This window comes from Gemmobacter caeni (assembly GCF_003054195.1).
Lineage (GTDB): Bacteria > Pseudomonadota > Alphaproteobacteria > Rhodobacterales > Rhodobacteraceae > Gemmobacter > Gemmobacter caeni.
Map to the genome: position 1 here is coordinate 50,601 of NZ_QBKP01000006.1, position 21,490 is coordinate 72,090.

General features: G+C 65.3%; 22 protein-coding genes and 1 other RNA gene. 10 read left to right on the forward strand and 13 right to left on the reverse strand.

Annotation, left to right across the window (positions count from 1 at the left end; translation table 11 throughout):
* Positions 1–13 precede the first annotated feature (13 nt).
* The 8 genes from rpmG to C8N34_RS10690 form a co-directional block, all read right to left on the reverse strand.
* The gene (rpmG, locus tag C8N34_RS10655) at positions 14–181 is read right to left on the reverse strand and encodes a 50S ribosomal protein L33 (protein ID WP_011750518.1); all 168 of its coding nucleotides are present in this window, start codon (positions 179–181) and stop codon (positions 14–16) included.
* A 122-nt stretch (positions 182–303) separates the two neighbouring features.
* A complete protein-coding gene (locus C8N34_RS10660) occupies positions 304–1,014 on the reverse strand; it encodes a DUF533 domain-containing protein (RefSeq protein ID WP_108129021.1) in 711 nt (236 codons plus the stop codon).
* A 90-nt stretch (positions 1,015–1,104) separates the two neighbouring features.
* An RNA gene (gene rnpB, locus C8N34_RS10665) (RNase P RNA component class A) lies at positions 1,105–1,515 on the reverse strand.
* Between the two features lie 12 nt (positions 1,516–1,527).
* Positions 1,528–2,217 carry an N-acetylmuramoyl-L-alanine amidase gene (locus C8N34_RS10670; protein ID WP_108128857.1) on the reverse strand — a complete coding sequence of 230 codons (690 nt, stop codon included), beginning with the start codon at positions 2,215–2,217 and terminating at the stop codon, positions 1,528–1,530.
* 4 nt (positions 2,218–2,221) lie between these two features.
* Complete coding sequence (locus C8N34_RS10675; protein ID WP_229825228.1) at positions 2,222–2,881, reverse strand: hypothetical protein; 660 nt, start codon at positions 2,879–2,881, stop codon at positions 2,222–2,224.
* A gap of 61 nt (positions 2,882–2,942) precedes the next feature.
* On the reverse strand, positions 2,943–4,424 hold the full coding sequence (gene gatA, locus C8N34_RS10680; protein ID WP_108128858.1) for an Asp-tRNA(Asn)/Glu-tRNA(Gln) amidotransferase subunit GatA: 1,482 nt from the start codon (positions 4,422–4,424) through the stop codon (positions 2,943–2,945).
* Complete coding sequence (gatC, locus tag C8N34_RS10685) at positions 4,421–4,708, reverse strand: Asp-tRNA(Asn)/Glu-tRNA(Gln) amidotransferase subunit GatC (RefSeq protein ID WP_054300861.1); 288 nt, start codon at positions 4,706–4,708, stop codon at positions 4,421–4,423. Before gatC ends, gatA begins: the two co-directional genes overlap by 4 nt.
* Before the next feature lie 69 nt (positions 4,709–4,777).
* The gene (locus C8N34_RS10690) at positions 4,778–5,674 is read right to left on the reverse strand and encodes a calcium-binding protein (RefSeq protein ID WP_108128859.1); all 897 of its coding nucleotides are present in this window, start codon (positions 5,672–5,674) and stop codon (positions 4,778–4,780) included.
* Between the two features lie 131 nt (positions 5,675–5,805).
* Between C8N34_RS10690 and C8N34_RS10695 the strand changes: the two genes are divergently transcribed.
* A complete protein-coding gene (locus C8N34_RS10695) occupies positions 5,806–6,501 on the forward strand; it encodes a metal-dependent hydrolase (protein WP_108128860.1) in 696 nt (231 codons plus the stop codon).
* Positions 6,502–6,532: 31 nt separating this feature from the next.
* Here C8N34_RS10695 and C8N34_RS10700 read toward each other — a convergent pair whose 3' ends face one another.
* Both C8N34_RS10700 and C8N34_RS10705 read right to left on the reverse strand, forming a co-directional pair.
* Positions 6,533–6,991 carry a DsrE family protein gene (locus tag C8N34_RS10700; protein WP_108128861.1) on the reverse strand — a complete coding sequence of 153 codons (459 nt, stop codon included), beginning with the start codon at positions 6,989–6,991 and terminating at the stop codon, positions 6,533–6,535.
* A 69-nt stretch (positions 6,992–7,060) separates the two neighbouring features.
* Positions 7,061–7,501 (reverse strand): nucleoside deaminase, encoded by a 441-nt coding sequence (locus C8N34_RS10705; RefSeq protein WP_108128862.1) that lies wholly within the window; start codon positions 7,499–7,501, stop codon positions 7,061–7,063.
* A gap of 140 nt (positions 7,502–7,641) precedes the next feature.
* On the opposite strand from C8N34_RS10705, the gene C8N34_RS10710 reads away from it, so the two are divergent.
* The 9 genes from C8N34_RS10710 to dtd all read left to right on the forward strand — a co-directional run bounded on the left by C8N34_RS10710 (position 7,642) and on the right by dtd (position 17,018).
* Complete coding sequence (locus C8N34_RS10710; protein ID WP_108128863.1) at positions 7,642–8,772, forward strand: pseudouridine synthase; 1,131 nt, start codon at positions 7,642–7,644, stop codon at positions 8,770–8,772.
* A 205-nt stretch (positions 8,773–8,977) separates the two neighbouring features.
* On the forward strand, positions 8,978–9,886 hold the full coding sequence (locus C8N34_RS10715; protein WP_108128864.1) for a 5-bromo-4-chloroindolyl phosphate hydrolysis family protein: 909 nt from the start codon (positions 8,978–8,980) through the stop codon (positions 9,884–9,886).
* An 84-nt stretch (positions 9,887–9,970) separates the two neighbouring features.
* The gene (locus tag C8N34_RS10720; RefSeq protein ID WP_054300866.1) at positions 9,971–11,155 is read left to right on the forward strand and encodes a toxic anion resistance protein; all 1,185 of its coding nucleotides are present in this window, start codon (positions 9,971–9,973) and stop codon (positions 11,153–11,155) included.
* A gap of 9 nt (positions 11,156–11,164) precedes the next feature.
* Entirely contained in the window at positions 11,165–12,130 is a 966-nt protein-coding gene (locus C8N34_RS10725) for a DUF2927 domain-containing protein (protein WP_407645982.1), read from the forward strand.
* Between the two features lie 144 nt (positions 12,131–12,274).
* Positions 12,275–13,384 carry an SPFH domain-containing protein gene (locus C8N34_RS10730; RefSeq protein ID WP_108128866.1) on the forward strand — a complete coding sequence of 370 codons (1,110 nt, stop codon included), beginning with the start codon at positions 12,275–12,277 and terminating at the stop codon, positions 13,382–13,384.
* 3 nt (positions 13,385–13,387) lie between these two features.
* Positions 13,388–14,488, forward strand: coding sequence for a TFIIB-type zinc ribbon-containing protein (locus C8N34_RS10735; protein ID WP_108128867.1), 1,101 nt, complete (start codon positions 13,388–13,390; stop codon positions 14,486–14,488).
* 67 nt (positions 14,489–14,555) lie between these two features.
* On the forward strand, positions 14,556–15,521 hold the full coding sequence (locus tag C8N34_RS10740; protein ID WP_054301565.1) for a phosphoribosylaminoimidazolesuccinocarboxamide synthase: 966 nt from the start codon (positions 14,556–14,558) through the stop codon (positions 15,519–15,521).
* A gap of 136 nt (positions 15,522–15,657) precedes the next feature.
* The gene (locus tag C8N34_RS10745; protein ID WP_108128868.1) at positions 15,658–16,581 is read left to right on the forward strand and encodes a carbohydrate kinase family protein; all 924 of its coding nucleotides are present in this window, start codon (positions 15,658–15,660) and stop codon (positions 16,579–16,581) included.
* Positions 16,578–17,018 carry a D-aminoacyl-tRNA deacylase gene (gene dtd, locus C8N34_RS10750; protein ID WP_108128869.1) on the forward strand — a complete coding sequence of 147 codons (441 nt, stop codon included), beginning with the start codon at positions 16,578–16,580 and terminating at the stop codon, positions 17,016–17,018. Before C8N34_RS10745 ends, dtd begins: the two co-directional genes overlap by 4 nt.
* 6 nt (positions 17,019–17,024) lie before the next feature.
* On the opposite strand, the gene C8N34_RS10755 is transcribed toward dtd, so the two are convergent.
* The 3 genes from C8N34_RS10755 to C8N34_RS10765 all read right to left on the reverse strand — a co-directional run bounded on the left by C8N34_RS10755 (position 17,025) and on the right by C8N34_RS10765 (position 21,448).
* Positions 17,025–18,911, reverse strand: a complete 1,887-nt coding sequence (locus C8N34_RS10755; RefSeq protein ID WP_108128870.1) for an acyl-CoA synthetase — start codon at positions 18,909–18,911, stop codon at positions 17,025–17,027.
* 183 nt (positions 18,912–19,094) lie between these two features.
* The gene (lysM, locus tag C8N34_RS10760) at positions 19,095–19,547 is read right to left on the reverse strand and encodes a peptidoglycan-binding protein LysM (RefSeq protein WP_108128871.1); all 453 of its coding nucleotides are present in this window, start codon (positions 19,545–19,547) and stop codon (positions 19,095–19,097) included.
* A 119-nt stretch (positions 19,548–19,666) separates the two neighbouring features.
* The gene (locus C8N34_RS10765; RefSeq protein WP_170120551.1) at positions 19,667–21,448 is read right to left on the reverse strand and encodes an ABC transporter transmembrane domain-containing protein; all 1,782 of its coding nucleotides are present in this window, start codon (positions 21,446–21,448) and stop codon (positions 19,667–19,669) included.
* Positions 21,449–21,490: the final 42 nt, after the last annotated feature.

The following is a 21,490-nucleotide window of genomic DNA, read 5'->3' on the forward strand; positions in this document are numbered from 1 at the left end:
GGAGCGGCAGATCTTACTTGATCTTGCCTTCCTTGTATTCGACGTGCTTGCGCACCACCGGGTCATACTTGTTGACCGTCATCTTCTCGGTCATGGTGCGGGCATTCTTCTTGGTCACATAGAAGTGCCCGGTGCCCGCCGTCGAGTTCAGACGGATCTTGATCGTCGTCGGCTTCGCCATAGTCGTCTCTCCTGCATCAGGCGAAACAGCGTCGCCCGCTCAATCCTTTGAAGCCTGCCTTTTAAGGATGCGGGCGGCAGAGTCAACAGCGAAAAGCCGGATTCCCTGCCGCTTTTGCAGGGTCAGACCAGCGGTTTGCCTGCGCCGGTGTGAATCGCCGTCACGGTTGCCGCATCCAGCCCCAAAGCGGTGGCCAGACCGCGCAGATAGGTGCGTTCGGCATCCGTATCCACGGTAATCGCCATCAAAGCCGCGGCATAGACCTGGCTGCGCGCAGCCTCGCCCACATCTGCGGCCAGCCCGGCATAATCGACCGGCGCATCAAGCTGAGCCTGAACGAAGGCAATCTCCTCGTCGCTGGCATCCGACAGATGCGAGAGAATCGCCGCCCGCTCCGCCGGATCAATCTCGCCATCGGACTTGGCGGCCTGAATCATCGCGCGGATCATCAGGCGGGCATTTTCCTCGGCCATCGGGCCAGCCGGGGTGGCGCCGGTCAGTGCCCCCATCATTTCGCCCATGTTCTTGGCGCCCGCCGTCGCGGCGCCGGTCATGGCGCCCATCAGGCTGCCAAGGCCCGCCTCGGCCTGCTCGGTCGCCTGTGCGGCGCCGGCGCCCCATTTGCCCATCATCTCGCGCATGGCAGCGCTGCCGCCGGGGATGCCCAGCTTGTCGGCCATGGCCCCCATCTGGTCAGCCATGCCGCCGGGCTGCCCCGCACCGCGCAGCGCGTCCTTCATGCCGGTCAGACCGCCGTTCTGCTGGAACTTCTGCACGCCTTTTGCGGCGGCGAAGCCCACGGCCAGCGTGGCGAGGGTGCGGATGAAACTCATGATGCGACTCCCTTCTGTTTCCCGCAGCATAGCGCGATTCGTTGAAAGGGAAGCATCGGATTGCCGCGAGGCGGGTCAAAGGGCAGAAAATTGCGCGGATAGCCTGTAAGCCGGATTCTGTCCAAGGCGTTGCCGCCTCTGGATGACCATTCCTCTGCGCGCCGCGTTGCCACGGCGCTCTAGCTGCCAACCCGGGCGCTCTTGGGCTGAAGCGTCCCTTGCGGAGGTCTCCGACAGCCTTGCGGCTGAACGTCGGACCTTTCCGCGCGAGGCCCCTATTCGGCATTGCTCCGGGTGGGGCTTGCCATGCCGGTCCTGTTGCCAGTCCCGCGGTGGGCTCTTACCCCACCGTTTCACCCTTACCCTGCAAGCAGGGCGGTTTGTTTTCTGTGGCGCTTTCCCTGGGGTTGCCCCCGCCGGGCGTTACCCGGCACCCTTACTTCATGGAGTCCGGACTTTCCTCGCACGTCTTACGACGCACGCGGTCATCCAGCCATCCGCGCGACAGGCGGCTTACGCCTGCGCCACGGGGGCGTCAACGGGAAAACGGGTAGCAAGGTCCATGACCATGGCCAGATCGGTGGCATCCACCGGACCGGAGGCATTGGGCCGGAACCGCGCACGGAAGGCTGCCAACAGCACATCCTCGGCCGCATCCGGGTAGCCAAAGCCCCGCGCCGCCGCCACGAAGGCGCCCGGTTCGGGGTCCGGTCCCGCCGTGGTTGCGGGCCAGACCGACAGACCGCGCGCAGCAAAGCGCTGCCAGTCGAAGTCCGGACCCGGGTCGGATTTGCGCGCGGGCGCCATGTCGCTGTGGCCGATGACCCGCTCAGGCGGAATCTGCCAGCGATGCATCAGATCGGCCAGCAACACCTCAAGAGCCGCCATCTGCGCCTCGGGGAATGGCCCCGTGCCGGGATGATCCAGCTCGATCCCTATGGACCGCGAGTTCACATCGCTGGCGCCCCCCCAGGCCCCTGCCCCGGCATGCCAGGCGCGCAGCTCCTCGGGCACCAGCGCGATGACCTTACCCTGTTCCGAGATCAGGTAATGCGCCGAAACCTCGGCACCGGGGTCGCAAAGCCGGGCCTGCGCCTCGGCGCAACTGGCCATTGCGGTATAGTGCAGCACGATCAGATCGGGCTGTGCCCCGTTGCGGCGCGGGCCGCAATTCGGCGAGGGATGATCGCCAAAGGCCAGCATCAGATCAGTTCACCGCCGCGCGGAACGGCGCAGGGTTCCACGAACAGGCATAGCCATCGCCATCGGGATCAAGCCCCTTGCGGTCCTTCTCGGGTCCGCCCGCCTGAAGGAAAGCGATCTGCGCCTGATCCGAGGAGGAGAAGGCGGCACAGGCGCGGTCGGCGTTCTTCAGTTGCAGTGAGGATCGCGGATACATCGGCGTGCCGACCGCATGCGAGGTGGACAGCGCGAACTGCACGATGTTCGGCCCGCTGGAACTTTTCTGCACCGGCAACGGCATGGTCACCGCCGGGGTCACGGGTTGCGGTGCGGGCGCCGGGGCAGCCACCGGAGCCGCGCCAATCATCGCGCCCTGCATCGGCTCGCTTCCGCCCGAGGCTCGGTCGATGGCCGCCCCCACACGCTCGGCCGAGAAGCCGGGCGAGGTTGCGGTGGTGGTGCCTCCCAAAGGCTGCCCCGCCGTCACGCCGCCCGGCATGATCGGCTGCGCGCCAGTCGCCACCATGGGGGTGCCGTTGTTCAGCGCCGCTTCGCGCCGCGCGGCATAGCTGCCGTAATCCTCAAATCCCACTCCGGCGCCGGAATCCGGCACGGAAGGCCCACCGCAGGCCGAAAGAATCAGGACAGGGGCACAGAGGATCAGGGCAGGCAGCGAGCGGCGCATGGCATCCTTCCAGAAAGACAGGACCGGCCCGAGGGGCCGGTCGCAAAGATTTCGCGGTGGATTACCACCATTTCCGGGGTTTTTCCACAAATCCCGCCGCACGTTCCAGCACATAGGCGTGATTGAGCAGATCGCCCTCTTCCCAGGGCCGCCCGATCAGTTGCAGACCCAGCGGCAAACCTTCGCGGTCCAGCCCCATCGGGACCGACACGCCCGGAAGGCCGGCAAGGTTCAGCGTCACGGTAAAGACGTCATTCAGATACATCTCCACCGGATTGGCGCTTTGCATCTCGCCCAGACCGAAGGCCGGGCTGGGCGTAGTGGGCGCGAGGATCGCATCCACCCCGGCGGCAAACGCCTGTTCGAAGTCGCGCTTGATCAGCGCACGCACCTTGCGGGCACGATTGTAGTAGGCGTCGTAGAAACCGGCTGACAGCACATAGGTGCCGATCATGATGCGGCGCTGCACCTCGGCGCCGAAGCCTTCGGCGCGGGTCTTTTCATACATCTCGGTGATGCCGTCGCCCGCCCCCAGCTTGGCACGGTGGCCATAGCGCACCCCGTCATAGCGGGCGAGGTTCGACGATGCCTCGGCCGGGGCGATGACGTAATAGGCGGGCAGCGCGTATTTTGCATGGGGCAGCGAGATGTCGACCACCTCGGCGCCCGCGTCGCGCAGCATGTCGGCACCCTTCTGCCACAGCGCCTCGATCTCCGGGCGCAGGCCCGGCAGGCGGTATTCGCGCGGAATGCCGATCTTCTTGCCGCGGATATCGCCGGTCAGCGCCGCCTCGAAATCCGGCACAGCCAGATCGGCACTGGTCGAATCCTTCGGGTCGTGCCCCGACATCGCGCCCAGCAGGATCGCGGCGTCACGCACCGATTTGGTCATCGGCCCAGCCTGATCCAGCGACGAGGCATAAGCGATGATGCCCCAGCGGCTGACACGGCCATAGGTCGGCTTGATGCCGACGATACCACAGAAAGCGGCGGGCTGACGGATCGAGCCGCCGGTATCCGTGCCGGTGGCCGCGATGCACAGATCGGCCGCGACGGCGCTGGCCGAACCACCGGACGAGCCGCCCGGCGAAAGCTCGCGGTCATCAACCCGCCATGGGTTCACCGCAGGCCCATAGCAGGAGGATTCGTTGGACGAGCCCATGGCGAATTCGTCCATGTTCAGCTTGCCCAGCATCACCGCACCCGCATCGAACAGCTTGGTGGTGACGGTGGATTCGTATTCCGGCCTGAAGCCTTTCAGGATGTTCGACGCAGCCTGTGAAGGCACGCCCTTGGTGCAGAACAGATCCTTGATGCCCAGCGGGATGCCGCACAGATCGGGCGCCCCGCCCGCCTTCAGCCGCGCGTCCGCAGCACGCGCCTGATCCAGCGCCATTTCCGGCGTCTTGTGGACATAGGCGCCCAGCGCATCGCCCGCATCCATCGCGGTCAGACAGGCCATCGTCAGGTCGGTCGCAGACAGATCCCCCTTGCGCAGCGCATCGCGCGCATCGGCAAGCGTCAGTTCGTTGGCGTTCGTCATTCCACCACCTTCGGCACGGCAAAGAAACCCTCACGGGCATCGGGGGCGTTCTTCAGAACCAGCTCCTGGATATTGCCATCCGTCACCACATCGGCGCGGCGCTTCAGGCGCATCGGCGTGACCGAGGTCATCGGCTCCACCCCAGTCACGTCGACCTCGTTGAGCTGCTCCATGAAGCCGAGGATATTCGAAAGCTCCCCGGCCAGTGCCGGCAGGTCGCTTTCATCCACCTGGATACGGGCGAGTTTCGCCACCCGCCGCGCGGTTTCAACGTCGATCGACATTGCCCGATCTCCCTTCGCATCTTTGCCCACCGTTTAACGGGGCCGGGGCAGGCGCGCAAGGCGCAGGGGTCAGACCAGGATGGTATCCTCGCTGGCCAGCAGGTCGGCCAGATCAATCCCCCGCAGAAGGATGCTGGCCTGCCGGATCGTCAACAGCGTGCCATTGTCCACCTGCTCCGGCCGGAGTTGCGCATTGCCGATCATGTCGATCACATCGACCCCGATCACGAAATCCATGACGACATCACGACCACCCCCCGCACGCAGCACGAAAGTATCGGCCCCGGCCCCGCCTTTCAGCACGTCATTGCCGGAGCCCCCTTCCAGCCGGTCGCGCCCGGCGCCGCCCTCCAGCCGGTCCCTGCCACTGCCACCGATCAGCGTATCATGCCCGCTCCCGCCAAAAACCGTATCCCGGCCCGCGCCAGCCCGTGCCACATCATTGCCGGCGCCCAGGCTGATGCGGTTGTCGCCCGAAAGATCCAGCTGCGCGAAAGCCGAAAACAGGGAACGGTCGAAACGATCATTGGCCCGCGTCCCGTCGATCCGCAGGTCATCCTGCCCCAGCAGAAGCCGCGCCAGCCCGGCGCCGTCCTCGCTGTTGACAATGGACAACACCACATCCGCCGGATCAACCGACAGGCCATCAAAGCTGATGATACTCCGCCCGCTGAGCGCCGAAACCAGTTCGATGGCCTTGACCGAACCGGGGGCCTGGTTCGACAGGGCCTGCAAACCGCCCTTGTCGGCATCAAACCGGGTTGCCGTGCTGAACCGGCCGGTAATCTTCAGGTCGAACAGGCCGTCGCGGTCATAGGTCCATTCCCGCAAGCCGCCCTCCAGCACCTGCTCCGACGGCGCGGGCACATTCGGCCGCTCGCCCGTGCGTTCCAGGATGAATTGCATATCGTCGAAAAGACCCGCGAGCTTGCGGCCAAAAGACGCCGCGAAGGAAAGTCTGGGCATGAAATCTCTCCATCAGCTTCAAAATTGCTTGGCCCCGAAAAGTTAAACCCAAACACAGCTTCGGGCAACGAAACTTGCCAGCGCGGCCGCAAACGCCCACATTCGGACAGATAGAAGAAAGGACCATCCCCATGAAGATCATCTGGCTCGGCCATTCCGGTTTCCGCATCGAGATCGAGGACGCGGTGCTCCTGATCGACCCCTGGCTGACCGGCAATCCGGTCTTTCCCGCCGACCGCCGGGCCGAGGCGCTGGCAGGGGCCACCCATATCCTGCTGACCCATGCCCATGGCGACCATGCCGCTGATACCGCTACGCTGGGAGCCGAGCTTGGCATCCCGGTCGCCTGTATCCACGAAGTTTCCGAATGGCTGAATGCCGATGGCAAGGTGCAGACCATCGGCTTCGGCAAGGGTGGCACCATCCGCCTCAGCGGCGCAGCGGTGACCATGGTCAACGCCACCCATTCCGCCTCCATCGACTTCAAGACCGGCGGTTTGCAGCCCGCAGGCTCCGCCGCCGGTTTCATGATCGCGGGCGAGGGCCATACGATCTATGTCTCGGGCGATACCGACATCATGGCCGACATGGACTGGATGGGCGACTACCACAAACCCGACATCGGGATCCTGTCCTGCGGCGGCCATTATACGATGGACATGGCCCGCGCGGCCTATGCGGCCCGGCGCTATTTCAACTTCACGACCGTGATCCCCTGCCATTACAAGACCTTCCCGATCCTTGCGCAGGATGCGGCACCGCTGATCGAAGGGCTGCCCGGCGTGCAGGTGATCGAGCCGCAGGTGATGACGCCCATCATCCTCTGACCCCGGCGGCGCCCCGACGGGGCGCCCCGTTTCAGGGCTTCAGATAGGCATAGCCCTCGTATTGCAACTCCATCAGCCGCACCGCCCCGGAGGGCACCACCTGCGCATCCTCCAGCAGGGGCACGTCCTTGTTGGTCCTCTGCCTGATGGATTCCACCGTGTTCAGACAGGCGGAAAAGGTCAGGTTCTCGTGCTGCAAGGCCAGATCCCCCACGCGTGAGGCGACCGGCGAAATATCCGACCGCAGCATGGTCAGCCCCGGCCCGTAGGTCACGATCTCGACTACAGCCTCTTTGCCAAGCGCCTGATAATGCGCGATGATATTGACGGCATTGTTCAGCGCCATGTTCATCACAGCCGGATCGTCCTGATCGACATGGATCGCCACTTTCGGCACTTCGGGAACCTCCGCCTTCGCGCCGTGCGCCACAGGTGTAAACGCCAGAACCGCCGCCACGGCCAGACCGCGCAGCCCTTGCATGAAACGCATCCCATCCTCCCTTATGAGATTTTTCATATATATGAATATTGCGTTCATCCAGGCCGCGAGACAAGCCATTTACGCATTGCCTCGCCGCTGCGCGAAGAATGTCCGCAACAACCCCTCCGCCTCGGCCCCGGCAATCCCGTCATAAACCTCGGGCACATGGTGGCATTGCGGATGCGCAAAGACCCGCGCACCCACCGCCACGCCCCCGCTTTTCGGATCAGCGGCGCCATAATACAGCCGCGCGATACGTGCCGCCGAAATCGCAGCAGCACACATCGGACAAGGCTCCAGCGTGACGTAGAGGTCATACCCCGTCAGCCGCTCCTGCTCCAGGGCGGCACAGGCAGCGCGGATCGCCAGAATCTCGGCATGGGCGGTCGGGTCACACAGTTCGCGCGTCCGGTTCCCTGCCCGCGCCACCACCCTCCCCGAAGGCGCAACGACAACGGCCCCCACCGGCACTTCGCCCCGGTCACCCGCCGCGCGCGCCTCTGCCAGCGCCAGATCCATATACGACCGGAATCCGCTCACCGTTGCCCTTTCCCCTGCAAACCCGTAATTTGCACCTTGCAGAAATACTCTCGGGGGTCCGGGGGCAGACAGCCCCCGGGGCCGCCGCCCCTCGCCTCCTCCTACATGCCGGGAAACCCATGTCAGAACAAGCCAGGCCCAAAGCGCCGAAATCCGCGGCCCAGAAACCGGCGTCCGGGAAACCGGCCCCCGAAGGCGAGCGTATCGCCAAGGTGCTGTCGCGCGCAGGCGTCGCCTCGCGGCGCGAGGCGGAACGGATGATCGAGGCTGGCGAGGTCAAGGTGAACGGCAAGGTCATCACCTCGCCCGCCCTGAACGTGACCGCGAAGGACCGCATCACCGTGCGGGGTGAGCCGCTGGCCGAAAAACAACCCGCCCGGCTCTGGCTTTACTACAAGCCCGAGGGGCTGGTCACCTCGGCCGCGGATGAAAAGGGCCGCGACACGGTGTTCGACCATCTGCCGGAAGAAATGCCGCGCGTCATGTCTGTCGGGCGGCTCGACCTCAATTCCGAGGGGCTCTTGCTGCTGACCAACGATGGCGGGCTGAAGCGGCAGCTGGAACTGCCTTCAACCGGCTGGCTGCGCAAATACCGGGTCCGGGTCCATGGCAACCCGACCGACGCGGATTTTGAACCGCTCCGCAAGGGGATCGAGGTCGAGGGTGAACGCTTTCAGCCCATGCAGGTGACGCTTGACCGCGTTCAGGGGGCGAATGCCTGGGCCACCGTCGGCCTGCGCGAGGGCAAGAACCGCGAGATCCGCCGTGCCATGTCGGCCATCGGGCTGACGGTGAACCGGCTGATCCGGGTTTCTTATGGCCCGTTCCGCCTGAACGAGCTGCAACCCGGCGAGGTCGCCGAGGTGAAAGGCCGCATCCTGCGCGATCAGCTGGGCTTTGATCCCGACGGCGGCGAGGATCTCGCGATGCCCGAAAGGCCCCGCGCGAAACCCGCGCCCCGCCGCGAAGGGGCGGCGAAGGCCCCGGCAAAACCCACGCCACGATCCGCCGCCAAACCCGGCACCGCCGCCGCACGGCTGGCGCGATCCGCCGATCAGTGGCTGGATGGAGCAGAGGTGCGGGCGATCCGCGCCGGGAAGGCCGCGCCCGGCAAATCAGCAGCAGGCAAACCCCGTGCCACACGCCCCGAAGCCGGTGCCTCTGCCGAAGGTGGCGCCGCGCGCAAACCCGGCCCCACCCGCAGCGGCCCGCCGTCAGGCAAACCCCGCCCCCCGCGCAGCCGGGGCTGACCGGCAGGGGATCAAGGGGGAATTTCGTGCAGCCGCAGCACTGGAATGCAGGCCCAGCCTTCCCTATAATCAGTAGCGTGGCGCCCGCCACGCTGGCTTGACCCTGCCCCCGGAGGCCCGATGCCCGCATCCGCCATCCAAAGCTTCAGCTTCATCCTGTTGATGGCGCTTGTGCTTTATGTCGCATTTGCCGGAGGCGCCTGAGATGGCGCTGCGTTTCGGTGGCAAATATTCCCCGACCGGCGAGGTGCAGCGCGATCACGCCGCCGCCCCGCCGCAACAGCCCGCCAATCCGTTCGACAGCCGCCGCCCGGTGCGGGCCGGCGCGCGCTCGAACCTTCTGTTCGCGGTGCCGGTGATCTTTGCCTTCCAGGCTTTCCGCGCCGATCCGGCCGGGCTGGTGTTCGGCCTTGCCGCGACCGGGTTCAGCCTCGGCGCGGCCTGGCTGACGCGGGAAGGCATCCGCGCGCAGGAGGCCTATGACCAGCGCCGCGTCGCCAAACGCCCCGCCTTCCCGCGCAAGATCGCAGGCGCCGTGCTGACCGGGCTTGGCCTTGCCGCCGCAGGTATGATGACCACCGGCGCACCGCTGCTGGCAGTCGTGTTCGGCGTCATCGGCACTGCGCTGCATCTGGGCGCCTTCGGGCTTGACCCGCTGCGGGATAAAGGCGCCGAGGGGATCGATGCCTTCCAGACAGAACGCGTCGCCCGCGCCGTGGACGAGGCCGAGGCCTATCTGGCAGCCATGAAAGACGCGATCCTGCGCGCCCGCGACCGCGCACTGGAAGCGCGGGTGGATCGTTTCACAGCCGCTGCGCGCCAGTTGTTCCGCATGGTCGAAAACGATCCCGGTGACCTGTCCGCCGCGCGCAAATACATGACCGTCTATCTGATGGGCGCGCGCGATGCGACGGTGCGCTTTGCCGATCTTTACGCGCAGAACCGCGACCCGAAGGCGCGCGGCGATTACGAGGCGCTTCTGGCGGATCTTGAAACCAATTTCGCGGGCCGCACCAAGGCTTTGCTGGCAAATGACGCAAACGCACTGGATGTCGAGATTCAGGTGCTGCGCGAGAGGCTGGAGTACGAGACGCCCAAAGCGGACCGCGCCTGACGCAAGACCGTTGAGAAGCCGCGGCACCCTCCGTATAACCGCCACAGTAGCCCGTATCACCGTTTCAAACCCCGTGAGGCCAGAATGACCGAGACCGTTCGCACCGAAGCCGCCGCCGCCCTGGCGGAAGTGGAGAAAGTCACCGCTGTCGTCCTGCCCGAGCCAGGCACCGAGGTCGTTCCGCTGCAGGCCGCCCCCCCGGCCGAGGCCGCCGAAATCCGCAGACGGATGGACGAGCTGGACATGACCAATACCCAGTCCATCATCTCGTTCGGCTCGTCCGCGCAGGCCGAGCTTCAGGTCATCAGCCAGCAGATGCTGGCCGATGTGAAAAACAAGGATGTCGGCCCGGCGGGCGACGGGCTGCGCTCCATGGTTTCGACGTTGCGCGGCTTTTCGGTATCGGAACTGGACGTGCGCCGTGAGCGCAGCTGGTGGGAGAAACTGCTGGGCCGCACCGCACCCTTCGCCAAATTCGTGGCGAAATACGAAGAGGTGCAGAGCCAGATTGACCGTGTGACCACCGACCTGCTGGAGCATGAGCACAAGCTGCTGAAGGACATCAAGTCGCTTGACCTGCTCTATGCCCGCACGCTCGACTTCTACAACGAACTCGCGCTTTACATCGCGGCGGGCGAGGCCAAGCTGGCCGAACTGGATGCGACTGTGATCCCCGCGAAAGAGGCCGAGGTTGCCGCCGCGCCCGAAAACGATCAGGTTCTGAAAGCGCAGGAACTGCGCGACCTGCGCGGCGCCCGTGACGATCTGGAACGCCGCGTGCATGACCTGAAGCTGACCCGTCAGGTGACGATGCAATCGCTGCCGTCGATCCGACTGGTGCAGGAAAATGACAAGTCGCTGGTCACCAAGATCAACTCGACGCTGGTGAACACCGTGCCGCTGTGGGAAACCCAGCTGGCGCAGGCAGTCACCATCCAGCGCTCGCGCGAGGCGGCGGGGTCGATCAAGGCGGCAAATGACCTGACGAACGAGCTTCTGACCTCGAACGCCAAGAACCTGCAGGAAACCAACCGCATCGTCCGCACCGAGATGGAGCGCGGCGTCTTCGACATCGAGGCGGTGAAACAGGCCAATGCCACGCTGATCGCCACGATCAACGAAAGCCTCGCCATTGCCGACGAGGGCAAGGCCAAGCGCGCGGCGGCCGAGGCCGATCTGCACAAGATGGAGGCGGAGCTGCGCGACACGCTGGCTTCGGCCAAGGCCCGGCGCGACGGGCTGGGCACCGCCACCGGCACTTCGGTCTGAGTTCACATTGTGGCAAAGGGGCTGCGCCGTTTTCTTCTGAACCGTTCCGGCCTCGCCGCGCTGGCGCTGGCGGTCCTGTCGGCTTGCGTGCAGGCTCCTGTCACGCCCGCCCCGCCTGCGACCGGCCCGGCGCCCCGCCCCGCCCAGCCCCCTGCCCGCCCAGAGGTTTCGGCGGAAAGCCGGGCGCTGGAACATTACTATGCCCAGGTGCAGGCCGATCTTCTGTCGCAGCATCTGCTGCGCACCGATGGCGGCGGGGTGGATACGCCCTTCACCGATACGATGCTGACGGAAAACTTCATCCGCATTGCCCTGTTCGATGAATACCGGCGAGGGCCGGGCGGGTTGGTTGCGCAGGAAACCGCCAGCCGGTTGCGCCGGTGGGATGCGCCGGTACGGATGAAGCTGGTGTTCGGCGCCTCCGTCGCGCCGGACCGCCGTGCCACCGACCGGGCGCGCATCGCCTCCTATCTGTCGCGGCTGTCCGCGATCACGGGCCACCCGATCGGGCTGGCAGACAGCAACCCGAATTTCTTCGTCTACATGGTGAACGAAGATGAACGCCGCGCACTTGGCCCCGTCATCAGCGCCACCCTGCCGGATCTGTCCGGCCCGGAGGTTGCGGGGCTGACCAATCTGCCGCGTTCGACCTATTGCATTGTCTATGCGCTGTCAGAGGGGCATTCCTCGACCTACTGGAGGGCTTTTGCGGTCATCCGGGCCGAACATCCCGATCTGCTGCGGCTGTCCTGCATCCACGAGGAAATCGCGCAGGGGTTGGGGCTTGCCAATGACAGCCCGTTGGCACGCCCGTCGATCTTCAATGACGACGAGGAATTTGCCCTGCTGACCCGGCAGGACGAGCTGATGCTGAAAATGCTCTACAACCCTGCCCTGCGGCCGGGGATGAGCGCGGCAGAGGCCCGGCCCATCGTGCGCGAGCTGGCGATGCGGCTGGTCGGCGGCCCAAGCTGAACCAGCAGGGCTGCGGGTGCGACGCAATTCCCCCGCAAACCCCCTTCAAACCTCTGTCGCCTCGGCTATGTTACCCTCATGCAGGACGGGCCCCGTGGCCCGCCCCGGCGCGGCTCTTGCGCCCGGTAACGGAAAGGTTTCGTCATGGTCTTCGATTTTCTGAAGGGCGAATTCATCGACGTCATCGCCTGGCTTGATGACAGCCGCGATACGATGGTCTGGCGGTTCGAGCGGCGCGGTCAGGCGATCAAATACGGTGCCAAGCTGACGGTCCGCGAGGGGCAGGCGGCGGTTTTCGTGCACGAGGGGCAGTTGGCCGACGTGTTTGGTCCCGGCCTTTACATGCTCGAAACCAACAACATGCCGATCATGACCACGCTCCAGCACTGGGACCACGGGTTCCAGTCGCCGTTCAAGAGCGAGGTCTATTTCGTCAACACGACCCGTTTCAACGATCTGAAATGGGGCACCAAGAACCCGATCATGTGCCGCGATCCCGAATTCGGGCCGGTGCGGCTGCGCGCCTTCGGCACCTATTCGATGCGCGTGTCCGACCCGGCGGTGTTCCTCAAGGAAATCGTGGGCACCGATGGCGAGTTCACCGCCGACGAGATCAGCTTCCAGATCCGTAACGTCATCGTGCAGGAGATGAGCCGGGTTCTGGCCTCCTCGGGTATTCCGGTGCTCGACATGGCGGCGAATACCGCCGATCTGGCCAAACTGATCGCCACCGCAATCGCCCCCAAGATCGCCGAATACGGGCTGGTGCTGCCGGAGTTCTATATCGAGAACGTCAGCCTCCCCGAAGAGGTCGAAAAGGTGCTGGACAAGCGCACCTCGATGGGGATTGCGGGCGATCTGAACAAATACATGCAGTTCAACGCCGCCGAGGCAATGAATGCGCCGGGTGGTGCCATGGGCAGCGCGATGGGCGCCGGGATGGGCGCGGCTCTTGGCATGGGCATGGCGGGCCAGATGCAACCCGGCCCCTGGGGCGCCGCCCCGCAGGGTGCGGCGGCGGCCCCGCCCCCGCCTCCCCCGCCGCCGACCGCGAAACAGTGGCATGTCGCCGAGAATGGCGCGACGAAAGGTCCGTTCACCGAAGCAGAGCTGCAAGCCATGGCGCTGTCGGGCGGGCTGTCGCGCGACAGCATGGTCTGGACCGCCGGTCAGGACGGCTGGAAAACCGCCGCCGACACCGAACTCAGCCGCCTTTTCGCGCAGGTGCCCCCACCCCCGCCGCCCGGAGCCTGAGCCTTGGACGGAACCGAACGGCATTTCCCGTGCAAATCCTGCGGGGCGGATCTGCGATTCGCCCCCGGACAGACGCAATTGCGCTGCGATCATTGCGGCCATGTACAGTCCATCCCCGAGGCCGCGCCGGAAGGCCGGACGCGGGCCCTGGGAGAACATGACCTGACCGCTGCGCTGCGTGACGCCCTGCCCCCCGGCGCGATGGAGGAGGTGCGCACCACCCCCTGCCCCTCCTGCGGCGCGCTGGTCGAGTTTCGTGGCGCCGAACATGCCACCGAATGCCCGTTCTGTGCCACGCCCGTGGTCATCGGCACCGGCACCAACCGGCAGATCAAGCCGCAGGCGCTGATCCCGTTCCAACTGGATGAACGTACGGCCCGTTCGGCCATGGGCAAATGGCTGGGCAGCCTGTGGTTCGCCCCGAACGGTCTTGTGGAATATGCCCGTAAGGGCCGGGCGCTGAACGGGCTTTATGTGCCCTACTGGACCTTCGACGCCGAAACCCGCAGCGCCTATACCGGGCAGCGCGGCGAATATTACTATGAAACCCGCACTGTGACCGTCGATGGCAAAAGCCGTCAGGAACAGGTGCGCAAGACACGCTGGTATCACGCAAGCGGCCGGGTACGGCGGTTCTTTGACGATGTGCTGGTGCTGGCTTCGGCCTCGCTGCCCCGCCGCTATACCGATGCGCTCGCCCCTTGGGATCTGGGTCGTCTGGAACCCTACCGCGAGGATTACCTCGCCGGGTTCACCGCCGAAGGCTACACCGTCGGGCTGGAGGAAGGCTGGGCCCGCGCGCGTGAGGAGATGGCGCAGGTCATCGCGCAGGACGTGCGCCGCGACATCGGCGGTGACGAACAGCGCATCACCTCGGTCGACACCGATTATTCGGCGGAAACCTTCAAACATGTGCTGCTGCCGATCTGGATGGCCGCCTACAAGTATAACGGCAAAAGCTATCGCTTCGTCGTGAACGGCCAGACCGGCAAGGTGCAGGGCGAACGGCCCTACAGCGCCTGGAAGATCGCCTTTGCCATCCTGCTGGCGCTGATCGTGGCCGGGGTCTTCGCCTGGGCCAACCAGAAAGGCTATCTGGGATGAGGGGGCACAAGGTTGACAGCCCCCCGCCCGCGCGCGATAGGCAGCCAACCCGCGACCGGAGGCCCCCATGCGTGTTCTGACCGAAGCCCGTATCCCGGAACTGCCCAGCCCCTATTTCGGCAAGGTCCGCGATTGCTATGACCTGCCGCCGACGCCCGACTTCCCCGAGGGCCGCCGCATCCTGATCTCGTCTGACCGGATCTCGGCCTTCGACCGGATTCTGGCGGCGATCCCCTATAAGGGGCAGGTGCTGACGCAGGTCGCGCGCTGGTGGTTCGACCGCACCGCCGATATCTGCGGCAATCACGTTGTGGCCTACCCGGACGCCAATGTGGTGATCGGCAAGCGGCTGACCATCCTGCCGGTGGAGATCGTGGTGCGCGGCTATCTGGCGGGCACCACCGGCACCTCGGTGCTGACGCTTTACAAGAAGGGGCAGCGGCAGATGTATGGCCATACCCTGCCCGACGGGCTGCGCGACAACGAGGCGTTGCCGCAGGCAATCATCACGCCGACGTCGAAAGCCTTTGACGGTGGCCATGACGAGCCGCTGACGGCCACAGAGATCGTGGAACAGGGCCTGCTGAGCCAGGCACAATGGGACGAGGTTTCCACCAAGGCGCTGGCGCTGTTCGCGCGCGGACAGCAGATGGCGGCCGAACGCGGGCTGATCCTCGTCGATACGAAATACGAATTCGGTGTGGATCTGGACGGCAATATCCTGATCGCGGACGAGATCCATACCCCGGACAGCAGCCGCTATTGGCTGGCCAACGGCTATGAAACCGCCCTGCGTGACGGGACGCGGCCGCCGAGCTTTGACAAGGATGTTATCCGCGCCTGGGTCGCGGCGCGCTGTGACCCCTACAAGGATGCCATCCCCGAGATCCCCGCAGAGATGATCGAGGCGACGAGCGCCGTCTATATTCAGGCTTTCGAGGCGATCACCGGCGAGACTTTCGTGCCCGATCTGGAAGGCGCCACCGTGCTGGACCGGGTGCGCGCCCATCTCTCGCCGTATTTCGGGGCGTGAGGCGCCGAGGGGAGGCTGCCTGCCTCCCCGCCCGTTCCGGGCGTCCCCTCCGGGAGTATTTTTGCAAGGAGCAAAGGCGATGTTTGCGCTAACATCGCCTTTTCGGATATAAGCTCCGAAACTTCGGGAGGTTGCGATGATTCTGAGCTGTGGCGAGGCGCTGATCGATATGTTGCCGCGCGAAAGCACGGCGGGCGAGCCCTGTTTCGCACCCTATGCCGGGGGGGCGGTGTTCAATACCGCCATCGCGCTGGGGCGGCTGGGCGCGGCCTCAGCCTTCTTTTCAGGCGTCTCGACCGACATGCTGGGCGAGATTCTGGCCGAGACGCTGGAAGCCTCGAAAGTGGATACGCGATTTCTGGCGCGGTCAGGACGGCCGACGACGGTGGCTTTTGTCAAGCTGGTGAACGGTCAGGCGACCTATGCCTTCTATGACGAGGGTACGGCGGGGCGCATGCTGTCGGTCGATCAACTGCCCGAATTGCCGACCGACGCGGCCGCGTTGTTCTTTGGCGGTATCAGCCTGGTAAACGACCCTGCCGCAAGCACCTATGAGGCATTGCAGGCGCGCGAGGCCCGCGTGCGGGTGACGATGATCGACCCCAATATCCGGCCCGGTTTCATTGCCGGCAAAGAGGCGGAATATCGCGCGCGGATCGAGCGGATGATCGCGCGGGCCGATATCGTGAAACTGTCGGACGAGGATCTGCACTGGCTGCTGGGTCCGGGCGAGGTTTCGGCGCTCGCGCGGGGGATTGTCGCGCAGGGGCCGAAGCTGGTGTTCATCACCGAGGGCGCGGCGGGTGCGCGGGCGGTGACGGCAACGCAGGATCGCTTCGTTGCGGCAACCAAGGTGACTGTGGCTGATACGGTAGGCGCGGGCGATACGTTCAACGCGGGCGTTCTGGCGGCGCTGGACGAGGCGGGTGTGCTGACGAAGCAGGCTCTGGTCACCCTGCCCGATACGGTGCTGGATGCGGCGCTGAGCCTAGGCACGCGTGCGGCGGCCGTGACCGTTTCGCGCGCGGGCGCCAATCCGCCCTGGCGGTCCGAGTTGTGAGGGCCATCGTCCAGCGCGTTTCGCGCGCGAAGGTCACTGTGGACGGCAGTGTGACAGGGGAGATCGGTGCCGGGCTGATGATCCTCATCTGTGCCATGCAGGGCGATACCGAAGCCGATGCGGATAAGCTGGCGACGAAGATCGCCAGGCTGCGCATTTTCCGCGATGACAAGGACAAGATGAACCTGTCGGTGCGCGACATCGGCGGCGCCTGTCTGATCGTCAGCCAGTTCACGCTGGCCGCCGATCTGCGCGGCAACCGCCCCGGATTTTCGACCGCCGCACCCCCGTCTGAAGGGAAGCGGCTTTATGAGTACTTCACTGCGCGGATGCAGGCGGAGGGTCTACCCACCTCCAATGGCATCTTCGGCGCCGATATGGATGTGGAACTGGTCAATCATGGGCCGGTGACGATCTGGATCGACACCGACAATTGACAGACCTCAGCCCTGCCAGTCCCAAGCGGTTGCGAAATTGCCCAGCACCTGCGCCACGCGATCCGCCTCGGCCTTCGGCGCGAGTTTCGCGGTGAGGCCACGCTTCTTGTCCTCGACCACCTCGACCACGCGCGCTTCCAGACCTTCGGCTGCGAGCGCGGCATCCAGAACCCGCCGGATTGCCATACGGCGCAGATCGGGTTTGAACACCTTGCCCACGGCAGTCTTGGGCAGTTCGGGCAGGATTTCGACGTGTTTCGGCACGGCGGCGCGTTCGGGGATATGCTCCCTGGCAAAAGCCGCAAGCTCCGCTTCGGTCACGCTTGCCCCCTTTACCAACTCGACATAGGCGCAGGGCAGTTCACCCGCATGGGCATCGGGCTGACCGATGGCACCCACAAAGGCCACCGCCTCGTGCCGCATCAGGGTTTCCTCGATCAGCGCCGGGTCGATGTTATGGCCGCCCCGGATGATCAGATCCTTCGCCCGCCCGGTGATGAACAGATAGCCCTCGGCATCCAGCCGCCCCAGATCGCCGGTACGCAGATAGCGGCCTTCGGCAAACAGTGAGCGGTTCTTGTCGACCTCGGTATAGGTTGACCCCTCGAAGACACCGGGATTGGCCACGCAGATCTCGCCAACCTCATCGACACCGCATTCGCGGAAGCCGCCATTGCCGTCGGCATGCAGGATGCGGACATGGGTATAGGGGAACGGGATGCCGACAGAGCCGGTCTTCTTGGCCCCCGAAGGCGGGTTGCAGGACACAAGGCAGGTGCATTCCGTCAGGCCGTAACCTTCGATGATCTGCACGCCGGTCGCTTTTTCGAAGCGGTTGAACAGCTCAATGGGCAAGGGCGCCGAACCGGAGAAGGCGCCGCGCAGCGTGCTGACATCGGCATCAAGCGGGCGCTGCATCAGCGCGGCCAGCGCGGTGGGCACGGTGATCAGATATGTCACCTTCCAGCGCGCGATCAGCTTCCACAGATTGTCAAACACGCCCTCGCCGCGATAACCGGCAGGCGTCGGAAAGATCACATGTGCGCCTGAGGCGATCATGGACATCAGGATCGGATAGACCGCGAAGACATGGAACAGCGGCAGCGGGCACATCACCGTATCGGTTTCGCGGAACAGCAGCCGGTGCCCCAGCCAGCCGTTATAGACCATGCCGGAGACTTTGTGCTGCGCCACCTTCGGCATGCCGGTCGTGCCGCCGGTGTGGAAATAGGCGGCCACACGATCCTCGCGCGTATCGGCAAAGGTCAGGCGGTCAGCCGGATGTTTGCGTATCTCGGCATGGAAACTTTTGACATTTGCATGATGTCCGACCGGCGATCTGGGGCGCAGGAAATGCGCGATCCATTTCTTCGGCGGCTTCAGATAGCGCAGCAGGTCGACCTCCAGCACCGTCTTGACCGAAGGCGCGTATTTCACCGCCTCGGCCACCTTGGCTGACAGGTCGGTCTTGGGGAAGGCGCGCAAAGTGACGACAACCCTGGCATTGGTCTCGCGCAGGATCGCGCTGATCTGTTCGGGTTCCAGCAGCGGATTGATCGGGTTGACGATCCCCGCGACCATTCCGCCCAGCAGCACCTGCACGGTTTCCGAGCTGTTGGGGAGCACGAAGGCCACGACATCCTTTTCGCCAACGCCCAGACTGCGGAACAGGTTGGCGGCCTGGGTGACCTTGCCGAAAAGTTCGGACCACGTCAGGGTTTCCGAAGGATCGGCAGGACCGGAAGTCAGCATGTAGGTCACAGCGGGGCGGGCTCCATGAGCCTTGGCCGCGCGGCCGATGAAGTCGTGAATGCTACGGGCCATGTCACGTTCGGCCCAGCCCATTTCGGCCTCGATCGCCTTGATGTCGGCGACATTGGCAAAGCTTCCCATCCGTCAATTCCTCCCCTGCCGCCGGTTCCGCGCGTGATGCGACGACCGGGCGGTCTCCTCTCTGCCAGAATGCGGATTTCCGGGCCTTGCCGCAAGCAAAGCGGTCTGGAGGCTACGCTACGTCCCGCCCTGACCGACGCAGCGTCAGAAACAGCGGGCGGCGGAGGGGCCGCCCGCGCGGCATCACTTCTGCGGGATACGCAGCATCTGGCCCGGATAGATCTTGTCGGGGTGGCTCAGCATCGGCTTGTTGGCCTCGAAGATTTCCATATAGCGGTTGCCGTTACCCAGCGTCGCCCTGGCGATGGCCGACAGCGTATCGCCCTTCCTGACGGTGTGGAACACCGGCGCGGGGGCATCGGGGTGATCTTCGGCCTCGACCTCGGCCACACCATCGACATTGCCCACGGCGAGGATGATCTTTTCCTGCGCTTCCGGCGTTGCGGCCTTGCCGGTCAGCTTGACCTTGTCGCCCTCGACCCTGATCTGCACATCCCTGGCATCAAGGCCCAGCTTCTCGACCTCTTTCTTCAGCGCCTCTTCCTTGGCGGCAGCCGCGTCCGGTGCCTCGGCAGCCTCAGCTTTCGAGCCAAACAGCGACGACCCGGCATCCTTCACGAACGACCACAGACCCATGACATTCTCCCACCTGTACCGGCCGCAGCGACATGCGCGGCCCCTTCAGGAAAAGCATGCCCCGCATCGGCACCGGGTTCCAGTGAACATTCTGCGGCAATTTTCCCCCTTGAGCGGGATCAGGCCGTACCATCGGTAAATTGCAGCCGTGCGAGACGGGCATAAAGCCCGCCTTCGGCCACCAGCGCGTCATGGCTGCCCTGCGCGACGATCTTGCCGCCCTCGAACACCACGATACGGTCGGCGCGTTTCACGGTGGCCAGACGGTGCGCCACCACAAGCGTGGTGCGCCCTTCGGCCAGACGATCCACCGCCGCCTGCACCGCACGTTCGCTTTCCGCATCCAGCGCCGAGGTCGCCTCGTCCAGCAGCAGCACCGGCGCGTCGCGCAGGATGGCGCGGGCGATGGCTACACGCTGTTTCTGCCCGCCCGACAGCATCACCCCGCGCTCGCCCAGGAAGGTGTCATAGCCTTCGGGAAGCGCGGTCAGGAAATCATGCGCGGCGGCGGCGCGGGCGGCAGCCTCCACCTCGGCATCACTCGCCTCGGGGCGGCCGAAGCGGATATTGTCGCGTGCGGAGGTGGCGAAGATCACCGGGTCTTGCGGCACCAGCGCCATGGCCTGCCGGAAATCGCCGCGCGCCATGTCGCGCAGGTCGATCCCGTCCAGCGTGATGCGCCCCTCCTGCGGGTCGTAGAACCGTTGCAGCAGTTGCAGGATCGTGGTCTTGCCCGCGCCGGAAGGGCCGACCAGCGCCACTGTCTCGCCCGCCCGCACATGCAGGTCCACCCCGTTCAGGGCAGAGCTTTCGGGCCGCGTCGGATAATGGAAACGCACGCCCTCAAAGGCGATTTCACCCCGCACCGGGCGCGGCAGCACCCTGGGCTCGGGCGGGTCTTGCACCGTGTCCTCGGCATGCAGCAGTTCCACCAGTCGCTCGGTCGCGCCCGCCGCGCGCTGTAACTCGCCCCAGATTTCCGACAGCGCGCCCACGGCGCCCGCCACCATCACGGCATAGATGACGAACTGCACCAGCTCACCCGCCGTCATCGCGCCCTCGCGCACGTCGCGCGCACCGATCCACAGCACACCGACGATCCCGGCAAAGACGAGGAAGATCACGATGACCGTCATCACCGCCCGCGTGCCGATCCGCGCCTGCGCCGAAGCATAGGATTTCTCGGTCACATCGGCGAAAGCGGCGCGGGTGCGGCCCTCATGCGTATAGGCCTGCACGGTCTGAACCGCCTGCAACGCTTCAGAGGCCGATCCCGACGAAGCGGCGATCCAGTCCTGATTGTCGCGGCTGAGCCTGCGCAGCTTGCGCCCCATCACCACGATTGGCACCACCACCACCGGCACCACCAGCAGAACAAGGCCGGTCAGTTTCGGCGAGGTCCAGAACAGGAAGCCGAGCCCCCCCAGCAGCAGCAGCACATTTCGCAGCGCGACCGAGACGGAAGAGCCGATCACCGACAGGATCAGCGTCGTGTCGGTGGTCAGCCGCGACAGAACCTCGCCGGTCAGGATACGTTCGAAGAAGGCGGGCGACAGGCTCGAAACGCGGTTGAACAACGCGCTGCGGATATCGGCCACAACCCGCTCGCCCAGCCGGGTGACAAGGTAATAGCGTGCCCCGGTGCCCAGCGCCAAAGCGGCAGCGATCAGCAGCGCCGCCCCGAAATACTGATCCAGCAGCCCGGCGGCAGAGTTGAAATTGTCGACGACACGCCGCACCGCCAGCGGCAGGATCAGGCTGACCGTGGCGGTCAGCGTCAGCGCGGCAAGCGCGCCGATCACCATGAACCGATAGGGCGCAAGGAAGGGTTTCAGCCCGGCCAGCGCGCCCACACGTTTCGATGCGGCGCGGTCGGGAAGGGGTTCAGTGCCACGGGCCATCGCGCTTCTCCTGTCTCGCGCCGACGGGTTTAGGGGCTGGAT

Bases quoted from the DNA above. Each gene is read 5' to 3' on its own strand.
- rpmG (WP_011750518.1), bottom strand. From the start codon at position 181: ATGGCGAAGCCGACGACGATCAAGATCCGTCTGAACTCGACGGCGGGC.
- C8N34_RS10660 (WP_108129021.1), bottom strand. From the start codon at position 1,014: ATGAGTTTCATCCGCACCCTCGCCACGCTGGCCGTGGGCTTCGCCGCC.
- C8N34_RS10670 (WP_108128857.1), bottom strand. From the start codon at position 2,217: ATGCTGGCCTTTGGCGATCATCCCTCGCCGAATTGCGGCCCGCGCCGC.
- C8N34_RS10675 (WP_229825228.1), bottom strand. From the start codon at position 2,881: ATGCGCCGCTCGCTGCCTGCCCTGATCCTCTGTGCCCCTGTCCTGATT.
- gatA (WP_108128858.1), bottom strand. From the start codon at position 4,424: ATGACGAACGCCAACGAACTGACGCTTGCCGATGCGCGCGATGCGCTG.
- gatC (WP_054300861.1), bottom strand. From the start codon at position 4,708: ATGTCGATCGACGTTGAAACCGCGCGGCGGGTGGCGAAACTCGCCCGT.
- C8N34_RS10690 (WP_108128859.1), bottom strand. From the start codon at position 5,674: ATGCCCAGACTTTCCTTCGCGGCGTCTTTTGGCCGCAAGCTCGCGGGT.
- C8N34_RS10695 (WP_108128860.1), top strand. From the start codon at position 5,806: ATGAAGATCATCTGGCTCGGCCATTCCGGTTTCCGCATCGAGATCGAG.
- C8N34_RS10700 (WP_108128861.1), bottom strand. From the start codon at position 6,991: ATGCGTTTCATGCAAGGGCTGCGCGGTCTGGCCGTGGCGGCGGTTCTG.
- C8N34_RS10705 (WP_108128862.1), bottom strand. From the start codon at position 7,501: ATGGATCTGGCGCTGGCAGAGGCGCGCGCGGCGGGTGACCGGGGCGAA.
- C8N34_RS10710 (WP_108128863.1), top strand. From the start codon at position 7,642: ATGTCAGAACAAGCCAGGCCCAAAGCGCCGAAATCCGCGGCCCAGAAA.
- C8N34_RS10715 (WP_108128864.1), top strand. From the start codon at position 8,978: ATGGCGCTGCGTTTCGGTGGCAAATATTCCCCGACCGGCGAGGTGCAG.
- C8N34_RS10720 (WP_054300866.1), top strand. From the start codon at position 9,971: ATGACCGAGACCGTTCGCACCGAAGCCGCCGCCGCCCTGGCGGAAGTG.
- C8N34_RS10730 (WP_108128866.1), top strand. From the start codon at position 12,275: ATGGTCTTCGATTTTCTGAAGGGCGAATTCATCGACGTCATCGCCTGG.
- C8N34_RS10740 (WP_054301565.1), top strand. From the start codon at position 14,556: ATGCGTGTTCTGACCGAAGCCCGTATCCCGGAACTGCCCAGCCCCTAT.
- C8N34_RS10745 (WP_108128868.1), top strand. From the start codon at position 15,658: ATGATTCTGAGCTGTGGCGAGGCGCTGATCGATATGTTGCCGCGCGAA.
- C8N34_RS10755 (WP_108128870.1), bottom strand. From the start codon at position 18,911: ATGGGAAGCTTTGCCAATGTCGCCGACATCAAGGCGATCGAGGCCGAA.
- lysM (WP_108128871.1), bottom strand. From the start codon at position 19,547: ATGGGTCTGTGGTCGTTCGTGAAGGATGCCGGGTCGTCGCTGTTTGGC.
- C8N34_RS10765 (WP_170120551.1), bottom strand. From the start codon at position 21,448: ATGGCCCGTGGCACTGAACCCCTTCCCGACCGCGCCGCATCGAAACGT.